Source organism: Psychrobacter pulmonis (assembly GCF_904846465.1).
In the GTDB taxonomy this organism is placed as follows: Bacteria; Pseudomonadota; Gammaproteobacteria; order Pseudomonadales; family Moraxellaceae; genus Psychrobacter; species Psychrobacter faecalis.
This window is the reverse complement of sequence record NZ_CAJHAT010000001.1, coordinates 109,715-131,589: the sequence shown is the minus strand read 5'-3', so window position 1 is coordinate 131,589 and position 21,875 is coordinate 109,715. Positions and strand designations below refer to the sequence as shown.

Here is a 21,875-nt window from a genome sequence, read left to right as displayed (position 1 = left end):
TATCATAACAAAACCTTATGAAATATGCTGTTTTAATAAAAATCTGAGAAAGTAAAAGCCCTATAACATGACGTCATAGGGCTTATTAACTTAAAACAACTGCTTGGACTAACTGCTCAACTTATTTGTTAGGCGCAGGCGTGGTACGGAGATAAGGTTTAATTTCGGTATGGCCTTTTGGATAATTGGCGGGAATATCTTCATTTTTCACGCTTGGTGGAATGATAACGTCATCGCCTTCTTTCCAATCAACTGGCGTTGCGACGTTATACTCATCAGACAATTGCATCGCATCGATAACTCGGACGATCTCATCAAAGTTACGGCCACAGCTGGCTGGATAAGTCAGCGTTAAGCGTACTTTTTTGTTTGGATCAATGATAAATACACTTCGAACCGTCGCGGTATTGTCGGCATTTGGATGAATCATGTCATAAAGATCCGCCACTTTGCGATCTGAGTCCGCAATGATAGGGAAGTTAACAGCGGTACCTTGGGTTTCTTCAATATCTTTGGCCCAGCCTTTATGGTCCTCTAAACCATCAACTGATAGGGCGATTGCTTTTACATTGCGCTTTTGGAACTCACCGCCTAATGCTGCGGTACGACCAAGCTCAGTGGTACATACTGGCGTGTAATCTGCAGGATGTGAGAAAAAGACAACCCAACTGTCCCCTGCCCATTCGTGGAAATTGATATCACCATCAGTGGTTGTCGCGTCAAAATTTGGTGCAGTATCACCTAAACGTAAATTTGCCATGCTTTATTCCTTATTTATATGAGTGATGAGCGTTAGTATTTATTCACCTCTAAAGGTATCCATGCGCTCTATTGTTATAAACGTATTTAGTTATAAATGTTCCTAGTTATAAATGTACTTAGCTATCAACATACTCGGTCAATACTACACAATAACTCAAATTACGTCAGCAAGAATTCTCTTCTATCTTAGCAAACTGGTTATGAATGTCTTGTGATGGATTGTAATGCGCTTATGCCATTTATTACTAAGAATCCAAGTTTGCATTTAAAACATTAACCAAATCAATATTCTGAACCCTTCAAGAAAATCCACGTTCATAAAAAAGCCCATCTCTAGCGTACTAGAAATGGGCGATTTTGAAAACTACTATTGTTGAGTGCGTTCTTAAACGTTGCGAGCAAAGCCAGTAGCTATAATTTAAGCCGGTTTATAGCTGTCACGCAAGCTCACGATTTGATTAAATACAGGCTTGTCGCTCATATGGTCTTCACTATCAGCAATAAAGTAGCCTTCACGCTCGAACTGGAAACGCGTACCAGCATCGCTATTTGCCAATGATGGCTCAACTACGGCATCGAGCTCAATCAACGAGTTAGGATTTAGCGCTTGATGAACGTCGGCGACGCTACTTGGATCTTCAGCGCTAAATAGCTGCTCATACATGCGTACCGTCGCTTGCACGCCTTGGCTTGCTGAGACCCAATGAATCACACCTTTAACCTTACGGCCTTCAGGGTTGTTACCTAAAGTCGCAGGGTCAATCGTGGCTTTTAGCTCAACAACATTGCCAGCGTCATCTAGCACATGCTCAGTCACTGCCAACACATAAGTGTTACGCAGACGGATTTCTGGCTTTTCTGGAGATAAGCGCTTATAGCCTGCTGGCGGCTCAATCTCGTAATCGCCTTGGTCAATATAAAGGGTTTCGGTAAACGGAATTTCACGCTCGCCCATATCGACATTTGGATGGTTTGGCTGGGTTAACCATAAAGTCTGAGCGTCTTCATCCCAGCGCGCATTGACGCTATCAGCTTTTTGCGATTCCCAACTGCTAACCGCATCGCTAAAGTTAGTAATCGTCACTTTTAAAGGTTTGAGAACCGCCATACCGCGCGCCGTCGTCGTCTCTAATGACTGACGAATACTAAATTCTAATAGACGAAAATCAACGACGCTGTCTACTTTGGTCACACCGACGCGTTCACTAAAATCGCGTAAACCTTCAGGCGTATAACCGCGGCGGCGCATACCTGCAATCGTCGGCATACGTGGATCATCCCAACCGCTAACGATACCTTCGTCAACCAACTGCTTTAATTTGCGTTTACTGGTCAAGGTATGGTCGACGTTTAGACGACTAAACTCGTACTGGTGCGGCGGCACATCAAAGCCAATTTTTTCAACTGCCCAATCATAAAACGGGCGATGGTCTTCAAATTCCAGTGTACATAAAGAATGGGTAATGCCTTCGAGTGCATCAGAGAGCGGATGGGCAAAATCATACATCGGATAAATACACCATTTATCACCGGTTTGATGGTGCGCTTGGTGCATGACGCGGTAGATAACAGGGTCGCGCATATTCATATTTGGGCTTGCCATGTCAATCTTGGCGCGCAGCACGGCTTTGCCTTCGGCAAACTTGCCTTCTTTCATATCATTAAAGAGTTTTAAGTTTTCTTCGACACTGGCATCACGCTGCGGCGACGGCGTGCCAGCTTCATTAAATGAGCCACGATTTTCTTTAATTTGTTCAGGCGATTGCAAGTCTACATAAGCATCACCCTGTTCAATCAATTGCACGGCCCATGCGTACAACTGGTCAAAGTAACCGGACGCATGGTGCGCCTCGCCTGCCCACTCAAAGCCAAGCCATTTCACATCATTTTCAATATTATCGATATAGTCTTGCTTTTCTGCAGTTGGGTTGGTGTCATCAAAGCGCAAGTTACAAACGCCGCCAAACTCTTCGGCGATACCAAAGTTTAAGCAGATAGATTTGACATGACCTAAGTGCAAATAGCCGTTTGGCTCAGGCGGAAAGCGCGTCACGATTTGCGGGTATTTTTGCGCTTTGATATCGTTACGAATGATATTACGAATAAAGTCATTTTTTTGTTCGTCTTTTTGTACATTGTTGCTTGAGTGCTCACTCATTACTCATTGCTCCTAGCGCAAGGTTTCAGTCTATAACACGTGTCATTACGCTTTATAAAAGGTTCAAAATAAGAAAATTTAAAATAATCAATCAAAAATCGCTGATAAAAGATAACGTTGCATTATTCTATCAGCTTTTGCAAAGGCATTAACAGCCTGATACATGACAGACGACAAAAAAGCCGTTAGACTAGCCATAACTTTTTAGTCAGCAAATTTTTAACCACCACTTAACAGCGTTATTTTAGACGCTATAATCAAAAAGGAATATCACATGGTAGACATGCCACCAGTAGTAGAACTTGACACCAATATGGGTGCGATCGTTATCGAACTCAATGAAGAAAAAGCACCAAAAACGGTCGAAAACTTTTTAAACTATGTTAAATCTGGTCATTATGACGGGACGATTTTCCATCGCATCATTGACGGCTTTATGATTCAAGGCGGCGGTATGGACGCTGAAATGAATGAAAAAGCGACCAATGCACCCGTTGAAAATGAAGCGGACAATGGCTTGAAAAATGACAAAGGTACGATTGCGATGGCCCGTACGCAAGACCCACATTCAGCAACCAGCCAGTTTTTTATTAACGTAAAAGACAACGATTTCCTAAATCACTCTGGCAAAAACATGCAAGGTTGGGGCTATACCGTATTTGGTAAGGTCACCAGCGGCATGGATGTTATCGACAAAATGCGCGGCGTACCAACCGGTCGTTTTGGCATGCATGCTGATGTGCCAAACGAGCCTGTGGTCATCAACTCTGCGACTATCATTACGCAGTAATCGTTTTTTATAAACGGTATAAGATAAGCGGTTTGTCATTAATAGCCGCTTATCTTACCTTATGAGGATAAAGATACATGCAAAGCTTTAATCATTTAATCACGACCCGCCCTCATGAGGTGCGGCAAGTTTTGATTAGCGATTTGCATTTATCGCCAGAAGAGCCTGCCTTAGTGCAGGCTTTTTTGGCCCTGCTTGATGATTGCCTTGCCCTGCCTCAGCTTAAACGTTTATTTATCTTAGGCGATTGGTTTGAGGTTTGGATTGGCGATGACGCTTATTTGACCTTATCAGAAGACGCGCGCCAAAACCATTGGCTCACGCCGCTTATCGTTAAACTAAAAAAACTGCGAGTCGCTGGCTGTGAGATATTGGTCATGCATGGCAACCGTGACTTCCTCTTAGGTCAGCCCTTTTGTAGCTTATTTGGCGGTGAGCTGATTTATGAGCCGTATTATTTAACCGTCGGACAGCAGAATTACCGCTTAGAACACGGCGATGCCTTATGTACCGATGATAAAAAATATCAGTTTTTTCGTAAAATGATGCGTAACCGTTTGACGCAGTGGTATTTACTCAATAAATCGCTGACAAAGCGCTTAGCGATTGCCGATAAATTACGGCAAAAAAGTCAGCAAAATAATGCCAACAAAGCCGCTTATATCATGGACGTCAATGAAGATGCAGTAATACAAGCCGTAGCTGATAACAATGCGTTGTTACATGGTCATACCCATCGCCCAGCCATTCATCAGGCGACGACAGATAAAAAACGCTACGTACTTGGCGATTGGCGCTTACTTGATAAAGAGTCACGCCAGCCAAAAGTCAGCGCCGTGATTGGGGCGGTGACGGCAGATGGTGATACAGGCGATAATGCTGCTGAGTTTGAGTTGGTTGAGTTTAAGATGACTGTCTAAACCCTATCTAACCTGCTGCTACAATTTTTATAAAACTGTACGAACAAAAAAAACTCCGCTTAGCACGGAGTTTTTTATTGGTTTAGTTATTTTTTAAACCATCGTTGTAAATAACGATTATCCAAAAACAGTGACTTTACTCTGTCTCACCATCCTGCCAACGAAGATGCTGTGCGTTGAGTGATAAAGCCGTCTGGCGTTTGACCATTATCTGCTTGCCAGCGCTGGAACGCCTTACGCGTATTGGTACCAACGATGCCATCAGCGCCTTTGGTATCATAACCCATGCTGGTTAAACGCTGCTGCAAATTACGCACTTGCGCGGTCGATAATGGACGCTCATAGCGCGGCCATGATTTTTGTAAGCCGCTCTGACCTGCCAGCGCTTTACCAAGTAAGCTCACACCAAGCGCATAGTTTGATGAGTTGTTGTAAACCTTGATGACATCAAAGTTTGGGCTAAGTAATAGGACTGGACCATCTTTACCAGCAGGTAGCCATAGCTCCATTTGCGTATTGGCATCTAAATAAACATCAGCGATGGTATCCACGCCCATCGCCGCCCATCTAGCCGCAGGTTGCTTGGTACCAACCGTTGAGTAATCAAACGACGCAGGTACAGTCGCTTCATAAAATGGCGCAAGGCCTCGCACCCAACCTGAATTACTCAGGTAATTGGCAGTAGAGGCCAGAGCATCGCTCGTTGCCCATGGGTTACGATGACCGTTACCATCACCATCAACGCCGTGTTTCAGCCAGGTATCAGGGATAAACTGCGTCTGCCCCATACCGCCTGCCCAAGAGCCATCGAGCTGTGACCATGAGACATCGCCGCGCTGCAATAGCGTCGCTAGTGACAATAACTGGGTTTCAGCAAATTCTTGGCGACGGCCATCATAAGCAAGGCTGGCAAGCGAGCTTGGAATACTGCTATTGCCCGTTACCACACCGTATGATGACTCCATGCCCCAAATCGCAGCGATGATTTCTGCATTGACGCCATATTGCGACTCTAACTGTGATAAAAAGGCGCGTTGCTCGGCAAACTTACGCTTACCTGTGCTGACACGGCCATCTGATACGGCAGAATCGACATATTCCCAAGGCATTTTAGAAAACTCTGGCTGCCCTGAATCCAGCGAGATAACTTGCTGGTTTAAATAAGCCGTATCAAGCAAACGACGCACGGTCGAAGCATCGTGACCCGCTGCAATGGCGCGCATCGAAAAGTCAGATTTCCAATCGGAAAAACTGTTATAGCTTGGTTTAGTAACCGGCTGCGGCTTGACGACTGGTACAGGCGTTGGCTTTACCTGAATGGTTTGGGTTTGGGTAATTTGCACATTACCTTGGCGTACAGGGGTACTCGGCTTTTGCATTGCCTGCTGACTGGTACAGCCGACCATAACTAACGCGGGAAACAAGGCAAGGTATTGTTTGTTTAATAACATAAATTTCTCAAATATGAATAAGTAAAGCAACTGATAGCTAATAATTAATAGCGAGCAAGCAATAACAATTAACAGCCACCAAAAAATTGCAGCAAATTTAACGTCTTAAAGTCTAACGTCCAAGCACCGCACGTGGGTCGATAGGGTTACCATTTAGGCGTACTTGGAATTCTAAGCCAACTTGGTTGCTCTCACCGCTGCTACCCATATTTGCAATACGCTGTCCGCGCTGTACCGCTTCACCTTCTTTTACCAGCAAGGCACTGTTATGCGCATAAGCAGTAATGTAGTTATCGCTATGACGAATCATAATTAGGTTGCCATACTCAGGCAGGCCGTTACCTGAATACAGCACCGTACCCGATTGGCTGGCAAGCACTGGATCGCCGACATTACCGGCAAACCACATACCCATATTACCGGCAGCAGCATCAAAGTTACGAATCACTTGGTTGCGACTTGGATACTCATAACCAGACGTTGCGTTGGCGGTCACTTCATAAACAGGCGTTTGCGAATAGTTCGGAGTATTGTTCACAGGTGGTGTATAACTCGGCTGTGGCCGTGTTTGAGCAGGGGCGTTATAGCGATTGTCATTATTGGCGCTTACTGGTTCGCCTTGCCATAATTTTAGCCATTGACCACTATAAATCGTATATTTGCTATCTAAACCATTGATCGCACCGATTTGGCGATAATTGAGACGATAGCGGGCGGCGATTTGACTGACAGTGTCGCCACGCTGCACACGATAATAATTGGGCACGCCTTGTCCATTGGTGATAACCTTCGGTCCCTGATTAGCCCCTTGATAGGTGGGTTTGGTGGCACAGCCGACCATCGTCACGGTCGCTGCCGTCAATGTTCCCATCAAGGCTAGGGTTGCTAAGCGTGATCCAGCAATAAGCTTCTTCATACAAGATTTCCTATTCTTTATGTTACTCACAAACTCCTTGTGTTACTCACAAGCATTTTGCTAACGGTTGTAACGTTTAATGTCCTAAACACCATAATATTCATTTAATAAACCCCACTCTCAACTTGTTTTTCTAAGGTATTGGTTTACTTAGTTTTTAAAATTTCAGTTAAAACAATTAGAATTTTAAATTCTATAAAAATCAAAAGCCTACGATAAGTTGAGATTGGCGTTTAATAACCAATGGTTTTTAGCTCATTCAATAATAAATGGTTTGTAGCGATTTTAAGCTCTAATAAATTTAAGCACTGACAAATGTCATCATGGACTTAGATAAATCAGTCAATTTACAGCACTAATTACAGTACTAAGGCTGAGAGTGACGCAAGGGTTTCGGTCGGCGTATGATGCAGGCGCACAGGCGATACACTAATATACCCTGCTGCCACCGCTTGGTCATCCATCATCTGTATTTCTGCTGATTCAATACTTGCGTCGTCTGTTAATAATTCCCGTTGGCGTTTGCGTAACGATAGCCAGTAGGCATCGCGTCCGCGTGGATCGACCACATGATGAACGGGACGCGCAATCTGACTGTGACTCAGCGCTGTTATTTTTCGACCTTTAATCGCAGCTACGCTTTTGACATCAGGAATATTAACGTTTAATACATGATAGGGCAAATTTTTGCAAGCCTCCAATATCGGTGTATCGGTCATGAGTTTGACAATCTCATTGGCCGCCATTTGATAATGACTGGCCTGCTGCGCTTCGTCATTTTTTGTGCCGCCACCTACCAAAGAGGTTGCGATCGCTGGTATGCCAAAAAGCTGGGCGGTCAAAGCCGCGCCAAAGGTACCCGAAAATAAAACGTCCTGACCAAGATTGGCACCGGAATTGATGCCAGTAATCACCCAGTCAAAATCGCTATGACGATAGAGTTCATGTAACGCCAAATAAACGCAGTCAGCGGGTGAACCATTGACTGCTATAAAACCCGAATCTAACTTATGGGTATATAACGGCGTTGAGATGCTCAAAGCGCTGGCGCAGCCGCTTTGCTCATTACTTGGTGCGACCACCACCACTTCTGCGATGGTCGACAATGCCTGATAAAGCGCCAATAGCCCTGGCGCATGCACCCCATCATCGTTACTCATTAAAATTTTCATTTTTGCCCAATTTTGCTTAATATCGTCATTAATGACCGTCTGTCAGGTTCTCTACTTTTCTATCCTAAAACCGCTATAATTATGCCTGCCGAAATCAAGAAAAATAAAGACAGACATTATGGATAGTGCTGTCGCGTTTTAGATTTTGGGCGATTATACCCTACTCGCCTCGCGAGGCGAACCCAGACTTTGAGCAAGTTCAAATTACTATTTGATTTTATTCATAATTTTAATAGTAGCAGTAAGCATCTTTTGCAAAAGGTAAGACGTCGCGGTTACAGTAGGCAACAAGGGACAACACGATCAATTGATACTTTTATGTTGAGGTAACTTAGGGCGATATAATGCTGATATGTTGCTGTAAAGGCGGCTTAGCTCACAATATATCTACACATAAATCAATATTTTATGTGACTTTTATTTTTTTACCCATTAACATAGCACCATCAAACAAAGATAAGCGAGTGTAATACTGAATGAAAAATCAATCGATATTATCTATAGCTTCTGTGATAGCAAAGACCGCCTCAAAAGTTGGTCTTGCAGGACTGATAACGTCTATTGCTATGCTGTCTCAAGCGACCCAAGCTGCGTCCAATGCGTCGACTACCATTCCAGTAGATTTATCGGGCATTAATATCACCAAGCATGAAATTGCGGTGATGCATGTGTTATCAGAGATTTGCCCACCGATGTTAACTGGCAAACAAAAACAGCGCTTTTATAAATCTTATAACGTACAGCTGCATGAATTGATGCCGTCGTTAGAGGATCCAAAAGCGGCTATTCAATACTTGTCTACGCAGCAAGATTACCGTCAAATTCTGCAAGGTATTCGTAGTTGGACCATGGGCTTCTCAAAACAAGAGAACAAAGCCTTATGCGAAGATTTGGCCAATGCTGAATATCATTAATCCGTTTCGATAGAAAAGTAAATTCGCTAAAATCTAGCATCTGGTCAACGTAAATAAATACCTTTACTATTAACGACAATAAAATCTGGTTATTATGACGTGATAGATGCTAGGCAAAAACCTTTGATAATCAGCTTTTAGTAATTGCTCTTATAAATTTTAAATAAGAATCTGCATTAAGCCTATACTGGGTTTATTAAAGACTACATTTATATTGCAAAATCAGCTTGCTGTATCGTCCGCTCATAGCAGACGATACAGCAAGTTTTTTTATGGATATTAAAAAAGTTGCTATAAATCCAATTTCTAATCGTGAATAATTTTATTTTATTTATCATTTCCCCATCGAGCGGCATTTTGCTAAGATAAGGCGTTAATTTTATGTCCATCGCTCAGTCACTAAGGCTTTCAGCAAAAATCTGTTCTGACGCTTATTTTAAAGCGCTTATGTTAGATTAACTTGAGATTTAGCCTGTGATGGCAGCGATAGATACATTTGGTTTTATGATGCGGTGTAACAATCTATGACAGTAAAGCATGTGAAAAAACAGCTGGTACAGCTGGTAGTGGGCGTTAGTGTTTCTATGAGTGCAATGATGGCGGGCGCAGCCATTCAGCCTCCTGAAATGGACAATACCGCCTATGTATTAATGGACTATAACACGGGTGAGATACTGGCGCAGAAAAACGCCAATCAACCACTGCCACCAGCGTCTTTGACAAAGATGATGACCAGCTACATGATTGAGCAGCGCTTAGCGTCAGGTGATCTTAAAGAAGACGAGCAAGTACTGATGAGCGCCAATGCTTGGTGCCGCGGTAGTAGCAGTGAGTCATGCATGTATGTACCAGTCAATAAAAGCGCCAGCGTGATCGATATGCTACGCGGTATCATCATTCAATCAGGTAACGATGCTTCAAAAGCGATGGCCGAACACATCGCTGGTAGCGAAGCTTCGTTTGCGATTTTGATGAATGAAGAAGCCGAAAAAATCGGCATGAAAAATACCCATTTTGTCAATGCCACAGGTATGCCCGATGAAGGCCACGAAGCATCAGCTTTAGACTTAGCAAAACTTTCGCGTGCTATTATCAAAAACAGTGGCGACTATTATGGTCTTTATTCGGAAAAAGAGTTTACCTATAACGGTATCACGCAGGGTAACCGTAACGCCCTACTTGCGACCGACCCGACGGTTGATGGCTTAAAAACAGGTCATACTGACGCCGCAGGCTATTGCTTAGCAGCGTCAAGTAAGCGTGACGATATGCGCCTTATCTCTGTCATTATGGGCACAAAAAGTCAACAAGCGCGCGCCGATCAGTCACGTGAGTTGCTAAACTGGGGCTTTGGCCACTTTACCACCGTCACTAAAGCGCCGGCTGGCCAATTCGTCAGTAAAGTACCGGTTTGGTTTGGCGAAGCAAAAGAAGTGGAGTTGACAACCGGTGACAGTTTGCAGATTTTGACCAGCAAAACCCAAAAGAATAAAATCACCACCGTGGTCGATATTCCTGAAAGCTTAGAAGCTCCTATCAAAAAAGGTCAAGAAATTGGCAAAATGATGGCGGTAATTGATGGTAAAGCAGTTGCCTCAGTTCCTGTCGTTGCTACGAGCGATATCGAACAATCAGGATTTATGAGCCGTATTTGGCAACGTTTCACGCGCTGGGCACAAAACTTGTTTTAAGCACTTGTCTTAAATCTTTAGCTTAACAATTCGTTCTAAAAGCCATTTGATATTAGATAACAGTGTTTAGCGAGCTTAATATAAAAAAGACGCCTTTGATGGGTGTCTTTTTTATTGGTCTTTTTTTAACTTTAGCTTCATGAATACCGTCATATTTAAGAGCAAGCAAGCCAGCTTTTTAGCAAATTACTCAGCGCTTTGTCTTCATAGCTCGCCACCTGACAGTAATCTACCCCAGCGGCTTTTAATCCATGCTCAAAACTACCCAAATGTAGCGCCTGCTGCTGCGAATACCAATACACCAATAAAGCACGATGACTGGTCTCAGAAGCACGAATACGTCTTGCCAAGGCTTCAGCGCTACTTGGTAATACATCTTCAGCAAACATCACCATATCGAAATTTTTATCGTTTATATCATCAATAACCAGCTGTTCATGTTGATAGCAGGTGACACGTGCCCCTAGTCGTTGTAACTCCTCTAGCAAAGCGCCGCTATCTTGATAGTAATAATACATAACGTCAAGCCCAGACAGCAAATACTGCTGGCGCGATTGACGCTGATTGGACAGCTGCATAGTAACTATAAATTCTGTTCCGACCCCTAGCGTGCTATTTACCTCGACACTAGCGCCCATCAGCTGCGCCATTTGCTTAACGACCGGCAAGCCAATACCCGTGCCTTCATACTGACGGGTTTGCGATGAATCTACTTGAAAGAACGGATTGAAAATATCTTCTATAAAGCTGCTATCGATACCGATACCGCTATCTTTTATCCTTATCTGCCAGCGGTTGCTGTGGTCGAAATGGGTCAGCTGCGAAGTAACGCTTACTTGCCCTGCTGGGGTAAACTTAATAGCGTTACTCAGTAGGATCGACAGTATCTGCTGGATCTTTTCGGCGTCGCCTTCGAGGCTATAATCAATATGATGAATATGACTGCTTAAATCCAAACCTTTCTGCTTGGCAATAGGTTCATATTCGGCCAATAGGTCTGAAATTAATTGTAGCGGATTAAACTCACTGATTTGTAGGCTGATTTGCCCTTTTTGAATTTGATTCAGTTGTATAATTTGATTGAGCGCCAATACCAATTTATCACTGCCATTGTGAATAATCTCAACTGCGTCTTTTTGCTCAGCGTTTAGCTGTTCACCTTCTAATAACTGTAAACCGCCAACGATGGCATTCAATGAAGTTTTTAGCTCATGGGTTATCATACTTTGAAAATTATGCAGCTGCACGTCAAGCGATAAATCTTTTTGATGTAACTGCTGCTCAAACACGGCCAGCGCTGCATAATCTTGTTTCGACGCTTGCAGGCGATTAAACAAAGTGATAAAAGCCTGCTTAATCTGCACCAATTCTTCAAATTTAAAGCGCTGCGGAATCGCCGGTAGCTGCTCAAGCTCAGGGTTTTTTAGCACGATATCGCAAACTTCGGTCAGCGCGGCGATATCTTTTGATGGCCAGTTTAGTTTGCGCAGAATAAACAACGCCCAGATAATCGCCAACGACGTTGTCATTAACCACAGCCATAAATTGCTTTGCACCCAATCTGCCCGCAGTGCCGCCACATTTAAAGTAATATTGATATAGCCAACCAAGGCGGTATCAGACGACATTTCGCTCACTGAGTCGCTTATAGGGTCGCTCTCTGAGTTTGAGTTAGTATTGATGGTGGTCAAAGTCGTAAAATTTTTCTGCTCGCCGTTTAGCGTATCACTACCGATAGAAAGTGTGCTAGTACCATCAACATAGTCACCGACGACCGGATAATTAAAGCTGACCGCATTGGCAAATAAAGCATTTTTCCAATCGTCTTTTGACAGATTGCTATCAGCAATTGGCTGCGAGGTGGTATAAAACAAAATACTTTCGATATTTTGCTCATTTTCTAACAAAAAACGCACTTGATCAGCGACTACCTCATCGCCATCTACGCTCGCCGCGCTAAGCGTCAGAAGGTTCGCCAACTGCTGAGTATGCCGACGTTCTTCCTTATAATGCTGCACCAAGCCATAAACAAAAGACAATAAAAAACCTGCCAATACAGCCAAAATCATGGTCTGCATGATAGATTGCCAAATAAGCATGGGTAAGGTTTTTGGAGAGCGGTTGTTCATATGACTCAACTGAGTGAAGGCAACTTGTAATTATAATATAGATATATTATAGAGAGGATAAGGATAATGCGACATTTTAATGTAACTTAACACAGTCTTAAATTAAAAAATGCCATGACGACTGATATAGTCATCATGGCATTTTATATTACAGAAAAAGCTAAGAATCGAAAAACAGCAAAGTTAAAATAAAATGTTCTTTATTTGCTAAAAAATAAAGAAACTCACTATCTGGCAAAATTAACGCTTTTTATCTTTATTGGTAAATCTGGGCTTATCTTTGGTGGTAAATTTTTGCGCGCGATTGCGTTCACGTTGGCGTAATTGCTGGGCCTTTGCTTTGGTTGGTGTATCACTTTTATTGGCGTACGGGTTTTCATTTTGCTTAAAGATAACATTGAGCGGCGTGCCTTCAAGCTTAAAGACTTGACGGAATTGGTTTTCAAGATAGCGTTGATAGCTTTTTGGCAGCGCAGACGTTTGATTACCATGAATCACAATCACCGGCGGATTATGACCACCAATATGCGCAAAACGTAGTTTAATACGGCGACCAGCAACCGTTGGCGGCGGATTGGCCGTGACCGCATCTTGTAAAATCTGCGTCAAGCGGTTGGTTGATACCTCAAACATCGACGACTGATAAGCACGTAAGATAGAAGGATATAAATTACCAACCCCAGTGCCGTGTAGCGCCGAGATAAGATGTACTTTGACATATGGGATAAAGTTAAAGCGGCGATCCATTTCAAGCTTGATATAGTCTTTTTGATCTTGCGTCAGACCGTCCCATTTATTAATGGCAACTACCAATGCACGCCCTGCATCAAGCGCATAACCAATCATATTTAAGTCTTGGTCGACAATGCCTTCGTGCGCATCAATCACAATGATGGTTACGTTAGAATCTTCAATCGCTTGCAAGGTTTTAATGACCGAGAACTTCTCTACCTTTTCATCGATTTTACCGCGGCGACGTACGCCAGCCGTATCAATCAAAACATAATCTTTGCCATCGCGTGTATAAGGAATATAAATACTATCGCGCGTCGTACCGGGCATATCAAACACCACCACACGGTCTTCACCCAATAAACGGTTGACCAGCGTTGATTTACCAACGTTTGGACGACCGATAATCGCAAGCTTTAGCCCTCTTGGCTCGACGATATTTTCTTGCGTTGGCATATCAGCGGTCAACGCTTCTAGCAAGTTACCGACACCGCGCCCATGACTGGCAGCCATCGGATACGGCTCACCTAAACCTAACGCATAAAACTCTGCCGGCGCCGCATCATGGACACCATCGACTTTATTGGCGACGACATAAACAGGCTTACCAAGGGTATGCAAAAACTTACCAATCTCAGCATCGGCACCAATCATACCGGCACGCGCATCAACGACGAAAACGATAATATCGGCTTCATGAATGGCAGTATGCGACTGCTCAGACATATAGTCATCAATGTTGCCGCTACCATCGTCTGCCTCACCAATACCGCCGGTGTCGACTACGATAAAGGATTTGTCTTCGTAGGTTGCATCACCGTATTGACGGTCACGAGTCAGCCCTGATAAATCAGCAACCAATGCCTGCCGACTTTTAGTGAACTGGTTAAATAAGGTAGATTTACCGACGTTTGGACGGCCAATTAAGGCGACCACAGGCTTGATACTCATGGGTTACTCTCAGTGAATGACACAGTGATGTGTACAATGGCGGACGCTGCGTTTACGCTTATATTAAGAAGAATAACGCTACTCAACCGCAAATTTAAATAAATGATAAAGATAAAATGATGATAAATAACAGTGGGCTTTTTGTATTAAGCAGTTGCTATAAATGGTTAATATGTCGCTTAAAGTATAGATAATTCAGACATATAAGCATCATGACCAATCAATCGTCATGACTTATACCATTAAAACCTAGCACTTATCGGTCGCATAGAGTACGCGAAAGCCACTACTTAAACAAGCAATTTACACAAGGCACGAAACGCTGACAAAGCAGCGTTTTTCTTGAACCTAATATCAGTATGCTTATTTAACGCTTTATTCGACAACTAGTTTTAATGCATTGTTTTAAAACATCGCTTTAGAACATAGACGTTTAAATAAGCCATTACTTATAACAAACCTAGCGTGCTAATTGCCAAATCGCTACTTGTCCTGCTGTACTTTGGGTCATTAACAGACTGCCTTGTACTTGCAAATTGGTCAAAGCACCTTTGGTCTGCACGCGGCTGACGATTTTACCGCTTACAGGATCAAATAAATGTACCACGCCATCAAAATCGCCTACTGCAATATAATTGCCAATCATTACAGGATTGGTGAGGTGACGGTAAGCCAACTCTTCGCTTTCCCATAACACTTCACCATTACTGCGGTTATAAGCGACCACTTTACCGTCTAAACTGGTGGCAATCACTTGCTGATTATTGACCGCAAGTGATTTTAAGCTAGCAAGTTCATTGACGAACATGACTTGACGCGAGGCTAAGTCAATACCGAGCAGCTGACCGCTATAACTGATGGCAAATAACTGATTATTATCAACAATCGGCATACCATCGACATCGCTCATGCGCTCAACTTCGCTACTACCCGCTCCGACGCCAACGCGGCGTGACCACTGCGGTAGACCATTATCAATAGTAATAGCATGTAAGCGACCGTCAGCCGTTGCTAGGAGTGCAGTTTTATCATCTAACAGTGTCGGCGCTGCTGTACCGCGTACGCTGATAGGAGGTACTTGGGTGGCAAACTGCCAAACAGATTGACCGTTTTGTAGCGACAGACCATGCAAGAAACCATCATTGGCCGATAAAATTACTCGGTTATTGCTGATTAATGCTGGGGTCAAAACCGTACCCGTTAATTGCTGCTGCCAGCGCTTGGCACCAGTGGCACTATCAAATGCCATCACTAAACCGCTGCGTGTACTCACAATAGCCGTCTGACTAAGGGCGTCTAATGCCACGCCGCCGGTGATTTGATCGCCTACATTGACTGACCATAGGCGCTGACCCTTGCTATCAAAGCCAGTCAAATCACCACCGCGCGAGGCAGTGACGATTTGCGAGTTGGCATAACCTACTTGCAGGCTAAGAGGATCTTTACTACTGGCTTTTTTGCTACCGACATCGGTACTAAAAACAGGTTGTAGTACGCTAATTGGCTGTGCGATTTGTACCAACTTTACAGGATCATTGACGACTGGTTTGATACCTCGATTACACCCAACGACTGCTGTTGCCATCACTGCGATGACGGCGACATGCATGGCCGTCGTTTTGATTGTCTTAACGTTTATCGTTTTATTTGAGCGAATAGCTTGAGTCATTATAGGTTCTCACTACCAATAAAGTAATCATGAATAAATTAGCCAGCAGTAAGTAAGTGGCACACAATAATAAGTATAATAAATAAGCACTTATGATTGATACTACCTTTTTAACTCACTGCGCTACTTAGTTTTAAAAGGGTTTGTACAACGTTTTATCGTGTTGCAATTTTTCTTTATTAGCACATTAGCGCTTTTGCTATTTTTTTAATATTTGGTTTTGGTATCTTTTTAACAACTGGCTTATGCACCAGCTTCTATCTTACTATTGTCTGCCGCATTTTCACCTTCGGCTGCGACTGGTTGTGCAGGTGCGCTAGGTTGTTGTATAAGTCCAGCTTGCGGCGCAATAGGTTCAGGCACGATACCGAGGCTTTCCATTTTTAATGCCAATACTGCACGCGTTTCTTGACGGCTACGTAACAATTCCCAAGCATTATTGTAAGATTTAATCGCCGCGTCTTTATTATTTTGCGCCAAATAAATATCACCCAATAGCTCTTGCTGGCTTGCCTCAAACGAGCTTGGCATATCGTTATTAGCTTCAGCTAAAGCAGCATCGGCATCGCCCGCTGCTAATAGTGTTTTGGCATAGCGCAGACGGGTAATCGCTTCTAAGCCTGCATCTCCTAAATCGATTGCCAGTGCTTTTTTAAAGGTCTCACCTGCACCTTTAAAATCATCACTGTCCACTTGCTGACGCGCTTTAATCATTAGCGCTTGCCACGCATAGACAGAGTTACCATGGGTGCTTACTAGAGTATCAATATCTTTATCTAGCTTTTTACGGCTCTCTGCTAGCGACGCTTGTGCCTCTGCTTCTAAGTCTGGGTTTTGTGATGCGAGGCTAACTTCTTCATTTAAACGTTGAATATCGGCGTAATGGTCGGCGGCTACCGTATCGACGCGCGCATGGTTATTTTGCCAATACGTCCAGCCAAAATAGGCTGCTAACGCCAATAAAATCGCAGTGACAATATAGCTGCCATATTGCTTTAACGCTTGCATTGAATTGTCTGCATTTGGCGAATTGGGTGTCAGAGCCATATATTTTTACCTGATAAAATTGATATGAAATTTTTAATGCTAAAGCCACAATCGCTTATTAACGAACGAAGTTGTCTTTAGTTGACAACCAATCTTGCGCGACTGTTTTTTGCTCACCCGTCTGCATGTCTTTGATACTAATGGTATTATCATCGAGTTCCTGTTGGGCGATAATCACTGTCAACGCCGCGCCCGACTTATCCGCCTTTTTCATTTGCGCTTTTAAGCTGGTTGCGCTCGCCATTTTTACGCGTAGGTCAGGACGGCTATAACGCAGCGCTTGCGCATAACTGATACCCGCACTATAAACTTCTGGATGGGCGACGACAAAAATATCGCAAGCAGGCAACTCTGCTATCGGTGATACAGCGTCGATAAGCAGTAATAAGCGCTCAAGTCCCATCGCAAAACCAACGGCTGGCTCAGACTTCACGGGTTTATTATCCCCTTTATCATCAGGAATCCCGATAGATTTTAACTGGCCAACCAAACCATCGTAACGGCCACCGGCACAAACGGTCGCTTGGCTACCGAGCTTATCAGTAACCCACTCAAATACGGTTTTATTATAATAATCAAGTCCACGTACTAAATGCGGATTAATCTCAAACTCAATCCCAAGTGCGGTCAGATACGCTTGCACTTGTTCAAAATGCGCTTTACTTTCAGCGCCTAAAAACTCAGCAAGCTTTGGCGCCTCTGCCAATAGCGCTTGGGTACTCGCCTCTTTACTGTCTAAAATACGTAATGGATTGGTCGTCAAGCGGCGTTTGCTATCCTCATCTAGCTGCTCTTGTTTGTCAGTTAGATATGCAACCAATGCTTCACGATAAGCATGACGCTCATCAAGCTCACCCAAACTGTTAAGCTCTAAGCGCATCTCATCTTTTAGACCAAGCTCTTGCCACATCAAATGCGTCATAGCAATCAGCTCGGCATCAGCATCTGGTAGCGCACTACCAAAACTTTCGACACCCAATTGATGGAACTGGCGGTAGCGACCTTTTTGTGGACGCTCATAGCGAAACATTGGACCTACATACCAAAGCTTTGGCGTATCGCCGCGCAGCAAATTGTGCTCAATCACCGCGCGTACCGCCCCTGCCGTGCCTTCTGGACGCAATGCTAATGGCGTTGGCGGCTCAGACTTATCGGTAAAGCTATACATCTCTTTTTCGACGATGTCGGTTGCGCCGCCGATAGCACGCGCAAACAAGTCGGTTTGCTCAACGATAGGCAGGCGAATATGCTCATAACCGTATCTGCCCAATACATCTGCCAACATCGACTCTAAGTGCAGCCATTTTGCGGACTGGTCAGGCAAAATATCATTAAACCCTTTGATTGCTTTAATCATAGTACGGTCGCATCCTTAAATTTTTAACAAGCTATCTCTAATACTTTTTATTAATAATGACGGTTTTTATTAATAATCGCGCTTTATTTTCATCAGAAAACAAATCAGGGCGACGACTTATTTTACGCGAATGATTTCATTCTCACGTTTTTTTGCCAAATCTTCGGCATGCGCACGTACCATGCCTTCGATTTCATCAACCAAATTATTGGTATCAATCAAATGACTTTTTTCGCCCATACGGTAGACCAGTGATTTCGGTGCCGCGCCGACAATACCAATGTCTGCCTCTTTCGCTTCACCTGGGCCATTTACCTTACAACCAATCACCGACAAATTCATCGGCTCACGGATATCTTCTAAACGCGACTCTAATGCGGTCATTACTTTAATCACATCAAACTCTTGGCGCGAGCAGCTTGGGCAAGCGATAAAATTAACGCCATTTGAGCGGATATTGAGCGACTTTAAAATATCAAAGCCGATTTTAATTTCTTCTTCTGGCTCTGCTGCCAAGGAGATACGAATGGTATCGCCGATACCGTCTAATAACAGCCCGCCTAAGGCAATGGCAGATTTCACCGCGCCAGTACGATACACGCCCGCTTCAGTGACGCCTAAATGCAAAGGATTATCAATCTGCGCAGAAATCAGACGATAGGCATCTAAGGTTAAAAACACGTTACTGGCTTTTACCGAGACTTTGTATTGATCAAAGTTTAAACGCTCTAAGATATCGATATGGCGCATGGCTGATTCAAGCATCGCCTCACCGGTTGGCTCGGTATATTTACGCTGAATGTCTTTTTCCAATGAGCCTGCGTTGACGCCAATACGAATCGGAATATTATAATCTTTGGCGCAAGCGACCACTTCGCGGACTTTGGCGTCGCTACCGATATTACCCGGGTTAATCCGCAGACAATCGGCGCCCGCTGCTGCAACCGCTAGGGCGATTTTATGATCAAAATGTACGTCTGCGATAAGGGGTACACTAACCCGCTTACGAATCTCGGCAAAGGCGTTGACGGTGTCCATTGTCGGTGTCGACACGCGCATCAAATCCGCACCCGCTTCAACGCAGCGCTCGATTTGGGCAACGGTCGCTTCTACATCACAAGTATCGGTATTGGTCATGCTTTGCACACTAATCGGTGCATCGCCGCCGATTGCGACATCACCAACGTATATTTTTTTGGTAAGACGACGGTTAATAGGCGCTGACGTTGACATAGACAAACCCTTTCATTGGATCAAATTGGAACGAATTGAAACTAAAATCTGGAAACCAACATTACTTTTTAACGCTAACAGCTTATTAAGAACAATCGTTTTGTTAAGTTTAATAGCTGTTAAATATTAAGGTGCAAGCTCAAAGCTGGCCTGCGTACCTGTGGCATAACTGTCTAACGCCACGGCTTCTTCATTAAGCATTAAGCTGACATTTTTGACATTATCAATCTGTACGTTAAAAGGCGGTGTACCTGATAACTTATAATCGCCAACAGTTTGCGAGCCATTCATCAGATTACTACCTGAGGCATCGGTAATCACCACAACAGCGGCATCGGTCAGCTTCACGTCGAGCGTAGCGGCAGCTGTACTTTCACCGCCCAAATTCAGCGCCGAGCCAGACGCACCAACGCCATTGTTATCAACATCAATCGCTGCGCCTTGTGCTTGCTCTAGTGCTGAGATATCTTCGCTGGTCGTTACTGGCTGCTCATTATTGTCTTTACTGGCGTTAGACACCATGCGAAATAAGAAAATCGCTAAAATAATAACGCCAATCACCGCAATGATTAACAAGGGATTAAAACGAATACGGTTGTGAGTATCGCGCTGCAAGGTACCCATCGGGCGTAGTGGCGACTCAATATTCTGAGGCGCGCGCGCTTTTAGCTCATTAGGATAAGCGGCATCAAAGCTGCTCGCTACTTTTATGGGATCTAAACCCAAAAACTTAGCGTAGTTAATTGCAAAACCCCGCGCAAACGCCGCTTGTGGTAAATCCGCAAAATTCTCATTTTCGAGCGCTTGTAAATGACGTTTTAAAATAAATAATTCGGCAGCGGCTTCTTCTAAACTGACTTGTTTGGTTTTGCGGGCTTGCTGCAACATGGCACCAAATGATCCCTGAGCGTTAGATTGTGTGTTTGATGATGGGGTGGTCATTTCCATTGTGCCTCTGGATTATTAAGCCAAATCTTAAGTTGTTTTGCTTCATCGCTTAGTGGATAAGCAGATAAAAGCTGCTGAGCCAATTGCTGGCGCGTTGCTATGTTATTTTGTGCCGCGGCTAGTTTGATACCCTGTAATAGCAAACGCGGGCTAATACCCTGCCCTTGTACCAGTAGTAAGGTTTCATCATAAAGCCTTTGAGCCTGCTGCACACGCTGCTGCTCAAGTAGCAAATCAACCAGTTCAATATGCGCAATCACACTGTTGCGGTTGCCATCTAATGCGCGCAAAAATGCTTTGGCAGCAGCTGGATGATCATTGAGCTGAAGATAGGTACGCCCTAAATTTTCTAACGCCCCAATTCGGCCTTCGTAGCCAAGCGCCGCCCCTGCAATCTCAAACTGCTCCGCCGCCTCTTTATAACGCTTCATTTGCGACAAATAAACGCCATAATTATTGTGCGCTTGATCAAAATCTTTATCTAGCATAATGGCTTTTTTAAAGTATTGATCGGCTTTTGCAAGATTTAGGCGACTGCCCTCTTGCTGCAACAAAATGCCCATCATATCATAGGCGGGCGCATAACGGCTATCGGCAGCAAAGGCTTTTTCAAGTTGACGCTGGGCGGTATCGAGCTCATTTTTGCGGATATATTGTGCAGCAAGTGACGTGCGAACGCGAGCAATTTCTTGCTGATCCAAATTGCGATTGTCGCTCGGTCGCGTCGACGTTTGATAAGGTGCATTACCAATCAAATCTGTGGTCGTCGTACTTTGACAACCGCTTAATAGCAAAGCACTTAATAAAAAAGCACTTAGCGCACTGGTTAACAAAATAACTTTTGCGCCGCGCGTTTGGCCAATACTAACAGCTGATTGCTGCGCCGGTTGAGAAAGTAAGGTTTGATATTTGAACTGACAAAGATTTTTAAAATTCATCATAGCCGCCATCATAAAACTGTGGGTCAATGCGTTCGATCATCGAGGCATCAGTTTAATGGATTTAGCACCCATAAGTACAATTTAGTTGATATTA

At 43.9% G+C, this 21,875-nt stretch carries 17 protein-coding genes; 4 read left to right on the top strand and 13 right to left on the bottom strand.

Features of this window, described 5'->3' with window-relative positions:
* Positions 1-121: 121 nt before the first annotated feature.
* Both JMX70_RS00555 and JMX70_RS00550 read right to left on the bottom strand, forming a co-directional pair.
* The gene (locus JMX70_RS00555; protein ID WP_068406656.1) at positions 122-760 is read right to left on the bottom strand and encodes a peroxiredoxin; all 639 of its coding nucleotides are present in this window, start codon (positions 758-760) and stop codon (positions 122-124) included.
* Positions 761-1,180: 420 nt separating this feature from the next.
* Positions 1,181-2,920, bottom strand: coding sequence for a glutamine--tRNA ligase/YqeY domain fusion protein (locus JMX70_RS00550; protein ID WP_201588732.1), 1,740 nt, complete (start codon positions 2,918-2,920; stop codon positions 1,181-1,183).
* 274 nt (positions 2,921-3,194) lie between these two features.
* Between JMX70_RS00550 and JMX70_RS00545 the strand changes: the two genes are divergently transcribed.
* Both JMX70_RS00545 and JMX70_RS00540 read left to right on the top strand, forming a co-directional pair.
* Positions 3,195-3,710, top strand: coding sequence for a peptidylprolyl isomerase (locus tag JMX70_RS00545; RefSeq protein ID WP_068406650.1), 516 nt, complete (start codon positions 3,195-3,197; stop codon positions 3,708-3,710).
* Between the two features lie 77 nt (positions 3,711-3,787).
* Complete coding sequence (locus JMX70_RS00540; RefSeq protein ID WP_201588730.1) at positions 3,788-4,630, top strand: UDP-2,3-diacylglucosamine diphosphatase; 843 nt, start codon at positions 3,788-3,790, stop codon at positions 4,628-4,630.
* Positions 4,631-4,776: 146 nt separating this feature from the next.
* On the opposite strand, the gene JMX70_RS00535 is transcribed toward JMX70_RS00540, so the two are convergent.
* From JMX70_RS00535 to surE, 3 genes are all read right to left on the bottom strand, one after another.
* The gene (locus JMX70_RS00535; RefSeq protein ID WP_201588728.1) at positions 4,777-6,081 is read right to left on the bottom strand and encodes a lytic murein transglycosylase; all 1,305 of its coding nucleotides are present in this window, start codon (positions 6,079-6,081) and stop codon (positions 4,777-4,779) included.
* A 112-nt stretch (positions 6,082-6,193) separates the two neighbouring features.
* Entirely contained in the window at positions 6,194-6,997 is an 804-nt protein-coding gene (locus tag JMX70_RS00530; protein ID WP_201588726.1) for a M23 family metallopeptidase, read from the bottom strand.
* Between the two features lie 359 nt (positions 6,998-7,356).
* Positions 7,357-8,157 carry a 5'/3'-nucleotidase SurE gene (gene surE / locus JMX70_RS00525; protein WP_227671106.1) on the bottom strand — a complete coding sequence of 267 codons (801 nt, stop codon included), beginning with the start codon at positions 8,155-8,157 and terminating at the stop codon, positions 7,357-7,359.
* A 488-nt stretch (positions 8,158-8,645) separates the two neighbouring features.
* On the opposite strand from surE, the gene JMX70_RS00520 reads away from it, so the two are divergent.
* Together JMX70_RS00520 and JMX70_RS00515 are read left to right on the top strand one after the other, a co-directional pair.
* Positions 8,646-9,083, top strand: coding sequence for an MCR_0457 family protein (locus JMX70_RS00520; protein WP_068406636.1), 438 nt, complete (start codon positions 8,646-8,648; stop codon positions 9,081-9,083).
* A 524-nt stretch (positions 9,084-9,607) separates the two neighbouring features.
* Complete coding sequence (locus tag JMX70_RS00515; RefSeq protein WP_144297297.1) at positions 9,608-10,774, top strand: D-alanyl-D-alanine carboxypeptidase family protein; 1,167 nt, start codon at positions 9,608-9,610, stop codon at positions 10,772-10,774.
* 155 nt (positions 10,775-10,929) lie between these two features.
* Here JMX70_RS00515 and JMX70_RS00510 read toward each other — a convergent pair whose 3' ends face one another.
* The 8 genes from JMX70_RS00510 to pilW all read right to left on the bottom strand — a co-directional run bounded on the left by JMX70_RS00510 (position 10,930) and on the right by pilW (position 21,781).
* Positions 10,930-12,903 carry a sensor histidine kinase gene (locus tag JMX70_RS00510; protein WP_201588723.1) on the bottom strand — a complete coding sequence of 658 codons (1,974 nt, stop codon included), beginning with the start codon at positions 12,901-12,903 and terminating at the stop codon, positions 10,930-10,932.
* Positions 12,904-13,143: 240 nt separating this feature from the next.
* Positions 13,144-14,586 carry a ribosome biogenesis GTPase Der gene (der, locus tag JMX70_RS00505; protein ID WP_201588721.1) on the bottom strand — a complete coding sequence of 481 codons (1,443 nt, stop codon included), beginning with the start codon at positions 14,584-14,586 and terminating at the stop codon, positions 13,144-13,146.
* Between the two features lie 460 nt (positions 14,587-15,046).
* Positions 15,047-16,255: an outer membrane protein assembly factor BamB gene (gene bamB / locus JMX70_RS00500; RefSeq protein ID WP_201588719.1), complete on the bottom strand. Its 1,209-nt coding sequence runs from the start codon at positions 16,253-16,255 to the stop codon at positions 15,047-15,049.
* Between the two features lie 243 nt (positions 16,256-16,498).
* Positions 16,499-17,302 carry a YfgM family protein gene (locus JMX70_RS00495; protein ID WP_201588717.1) on the bottom strand — a complete coding sequence of 268 codons (804 nt, stop codon included), beginning with the start codon at positions 17,300-17,302 and terminating at the stop codon, positions 16,499-16,501.
* 58 nt (positions 17,303-17,360) lie between these two features.
* Positions 17,361-18,659, bottom strand: a complete 1,299-nt coding sequence (hisS, locus tag JMX70_RS00490) for a histidine--tRNA ligase (protein WP_201588715.1) — start codon at positions 18,657-18,659, stop codon at positions 17,361-17,363.
* A 117-nt stretch (positions 18,660-18,776) separates the two neighbouring features.
* Entirely contained in the window at positions 18,777-19,892 is a 1,116-nt protein-coding gene (gene ispG / locus JMX70_RS00485) for a flavodoxin-dependent (E)-4-hydroxy-3-methylbut-2-enyl-diphosphate synthase (RefSeq protein WP_068407683.1), read from the bottom strand.
* A 126-nt stretch (positions 19,893-20,018) separates the two neighbouring features.
* A complete protein-coding gene (locus tag JMX70_RS00480) occupies positions 20,019-20,834 on the bottom strand; it encodes a helix-turn-helix domain-containing protein (RefSeq protein WP_201588713.1) in 816 nt (271 codons plus the stop codon).
* Positions 20,831-21,781, bottom strand: coding sequence for a type IV pilus biogenesis/stability protein PilW (gene pilW, locus JMX70_RS00475; protein ID WP_227671105.1), 951 nt, complete (start codon positions 21,779-21,781; stop codon positions 20,831-20,833). The genes JMX70_RS00480 and pilW overlap by 4 nt, the downstream gene beginning before the upstream one ends.
* Positions 21,782-21,875 lie beyond the last annotated feature (94 nt).

Excerpts from the sequence above, each read along its gene's own strand:
- JMX70_RS00520 (WP_068406636.1), top strand. The coding sequence starts at position 8,646 with ATGAAAAATCAATCGATATTATCTATAGCTTCTGTGATAGCAAAGACC.
- JMX70_RS00550 (WP_201588732.1), bottom strand. The coding sequence starts at position 2,920 with ATGAGTGAGCACTCAAGCAACAATGTACAAAAAGACGAACAAAAAAAT.
- bamB (WP_201588719.1), bottom strand. The coding sequence starts at position 16,255 with ATGACTCAAGCTATTCGCTCAAATAAAACGATAAACGTTAAGACAATC.
- JMX70_RS00540 (WP_201588730.1), top strand. The coding sequence starts at position 3,788 with ATGCAAAGCTTTAATCATTTAATCACGACCCGCCCTCATGAGGTGCGG.
- ispG (WP_068407683.1), bottom strand. The coding sequence starts at position 19,892 with ATGTCAACGTCAGCGCCTATTAACCGTCGTCTTACCAAAAAAATATAC.
- JMX70_RS00515 (WP_144297297.1), top strand. The coding sequence starts at position 9,608 with ATGACAGTAAAGCATGTGAAAAAACAGCTGGTACAGCTGGTAGTGGGC.
- JMX70_RS00545 (WP_068406650.1), top strand. The coding sequence starts at position 3,195 with ATGGTAGACATGCCACCAGTAGTAGAACTTGACACCAATATGGGTGCG.
- JMX70_RS00530 (WP_201588726.1), bottom strand. The coding sequence starts at position 6,997 with ATGAAGAAGCTTATTGCTGGATCACGCTTAGCAACCCTAGCCTTGATG.
- JMX70_RS00535 (WP_201588728.1), bottom strand. The coding sequence starts at position 6,081 with ATGTTATTAAACAAACAATACCTTGCCTTGTTTCCCGCGTTAGTTATG.
- der (WP_201588721.1), bottom strand. The coding sequence starts at position 14,586 with ATGAGTATCAAGCCTGTGGTCGCCTTAATTGGCCGTCCAAACGTCGGT.
- pilW (WP_227671105.1), bottom strand. The coding sequence starts at position 21,781 with ATGATGAATTTTAAAAATCTTTGTCAGTTCAAATATCAAACCTTACTT.
- JMX70_RS00495 (WP_201588717.1), bottom strand. The coding sequence starts at position 17,302 with ATGGCTCTGACACCCAATTCGCCAAATGCAGACAATTCAATGCAAGCG.
- JMX70_RS00480 (WP_201588713.1), bottom strand. The coding sequence starts at position 20,834 with ATGACCACCCCATCATCAAACACACAATCTAACGCTCAGGGATCATTT.
- surE (WP_227671106.1), bottom strand. The coding sequence starts at position 8,157 with ATGAGTAACGATGATGGGGTGCATGCGCCAGGGCTATTGGCGCTTTAT.
- hisS (WP_201588715.1), bottom strand. The coding sequence starts at position 18,659 with ATGATTAAAGCAATCAAAGGGTTTAATGATATTTTGCCTGACCAGTCC.
- JMX70_RS00555 (WP_068406656.1), bottom strand. The coding sequence starts at position 760 with ATGGCAAATTTACGTTTAGGTGATACTGCACCAAATTTTGACGCGACA.
- JMX70_RS00510 (WP_201588723.1), bottom strand. The coding sequence starts at position 12,903 with ATGAACAACCGCTCTCCAAAAACCTTACCCATGCTTATTTGGCAATCT.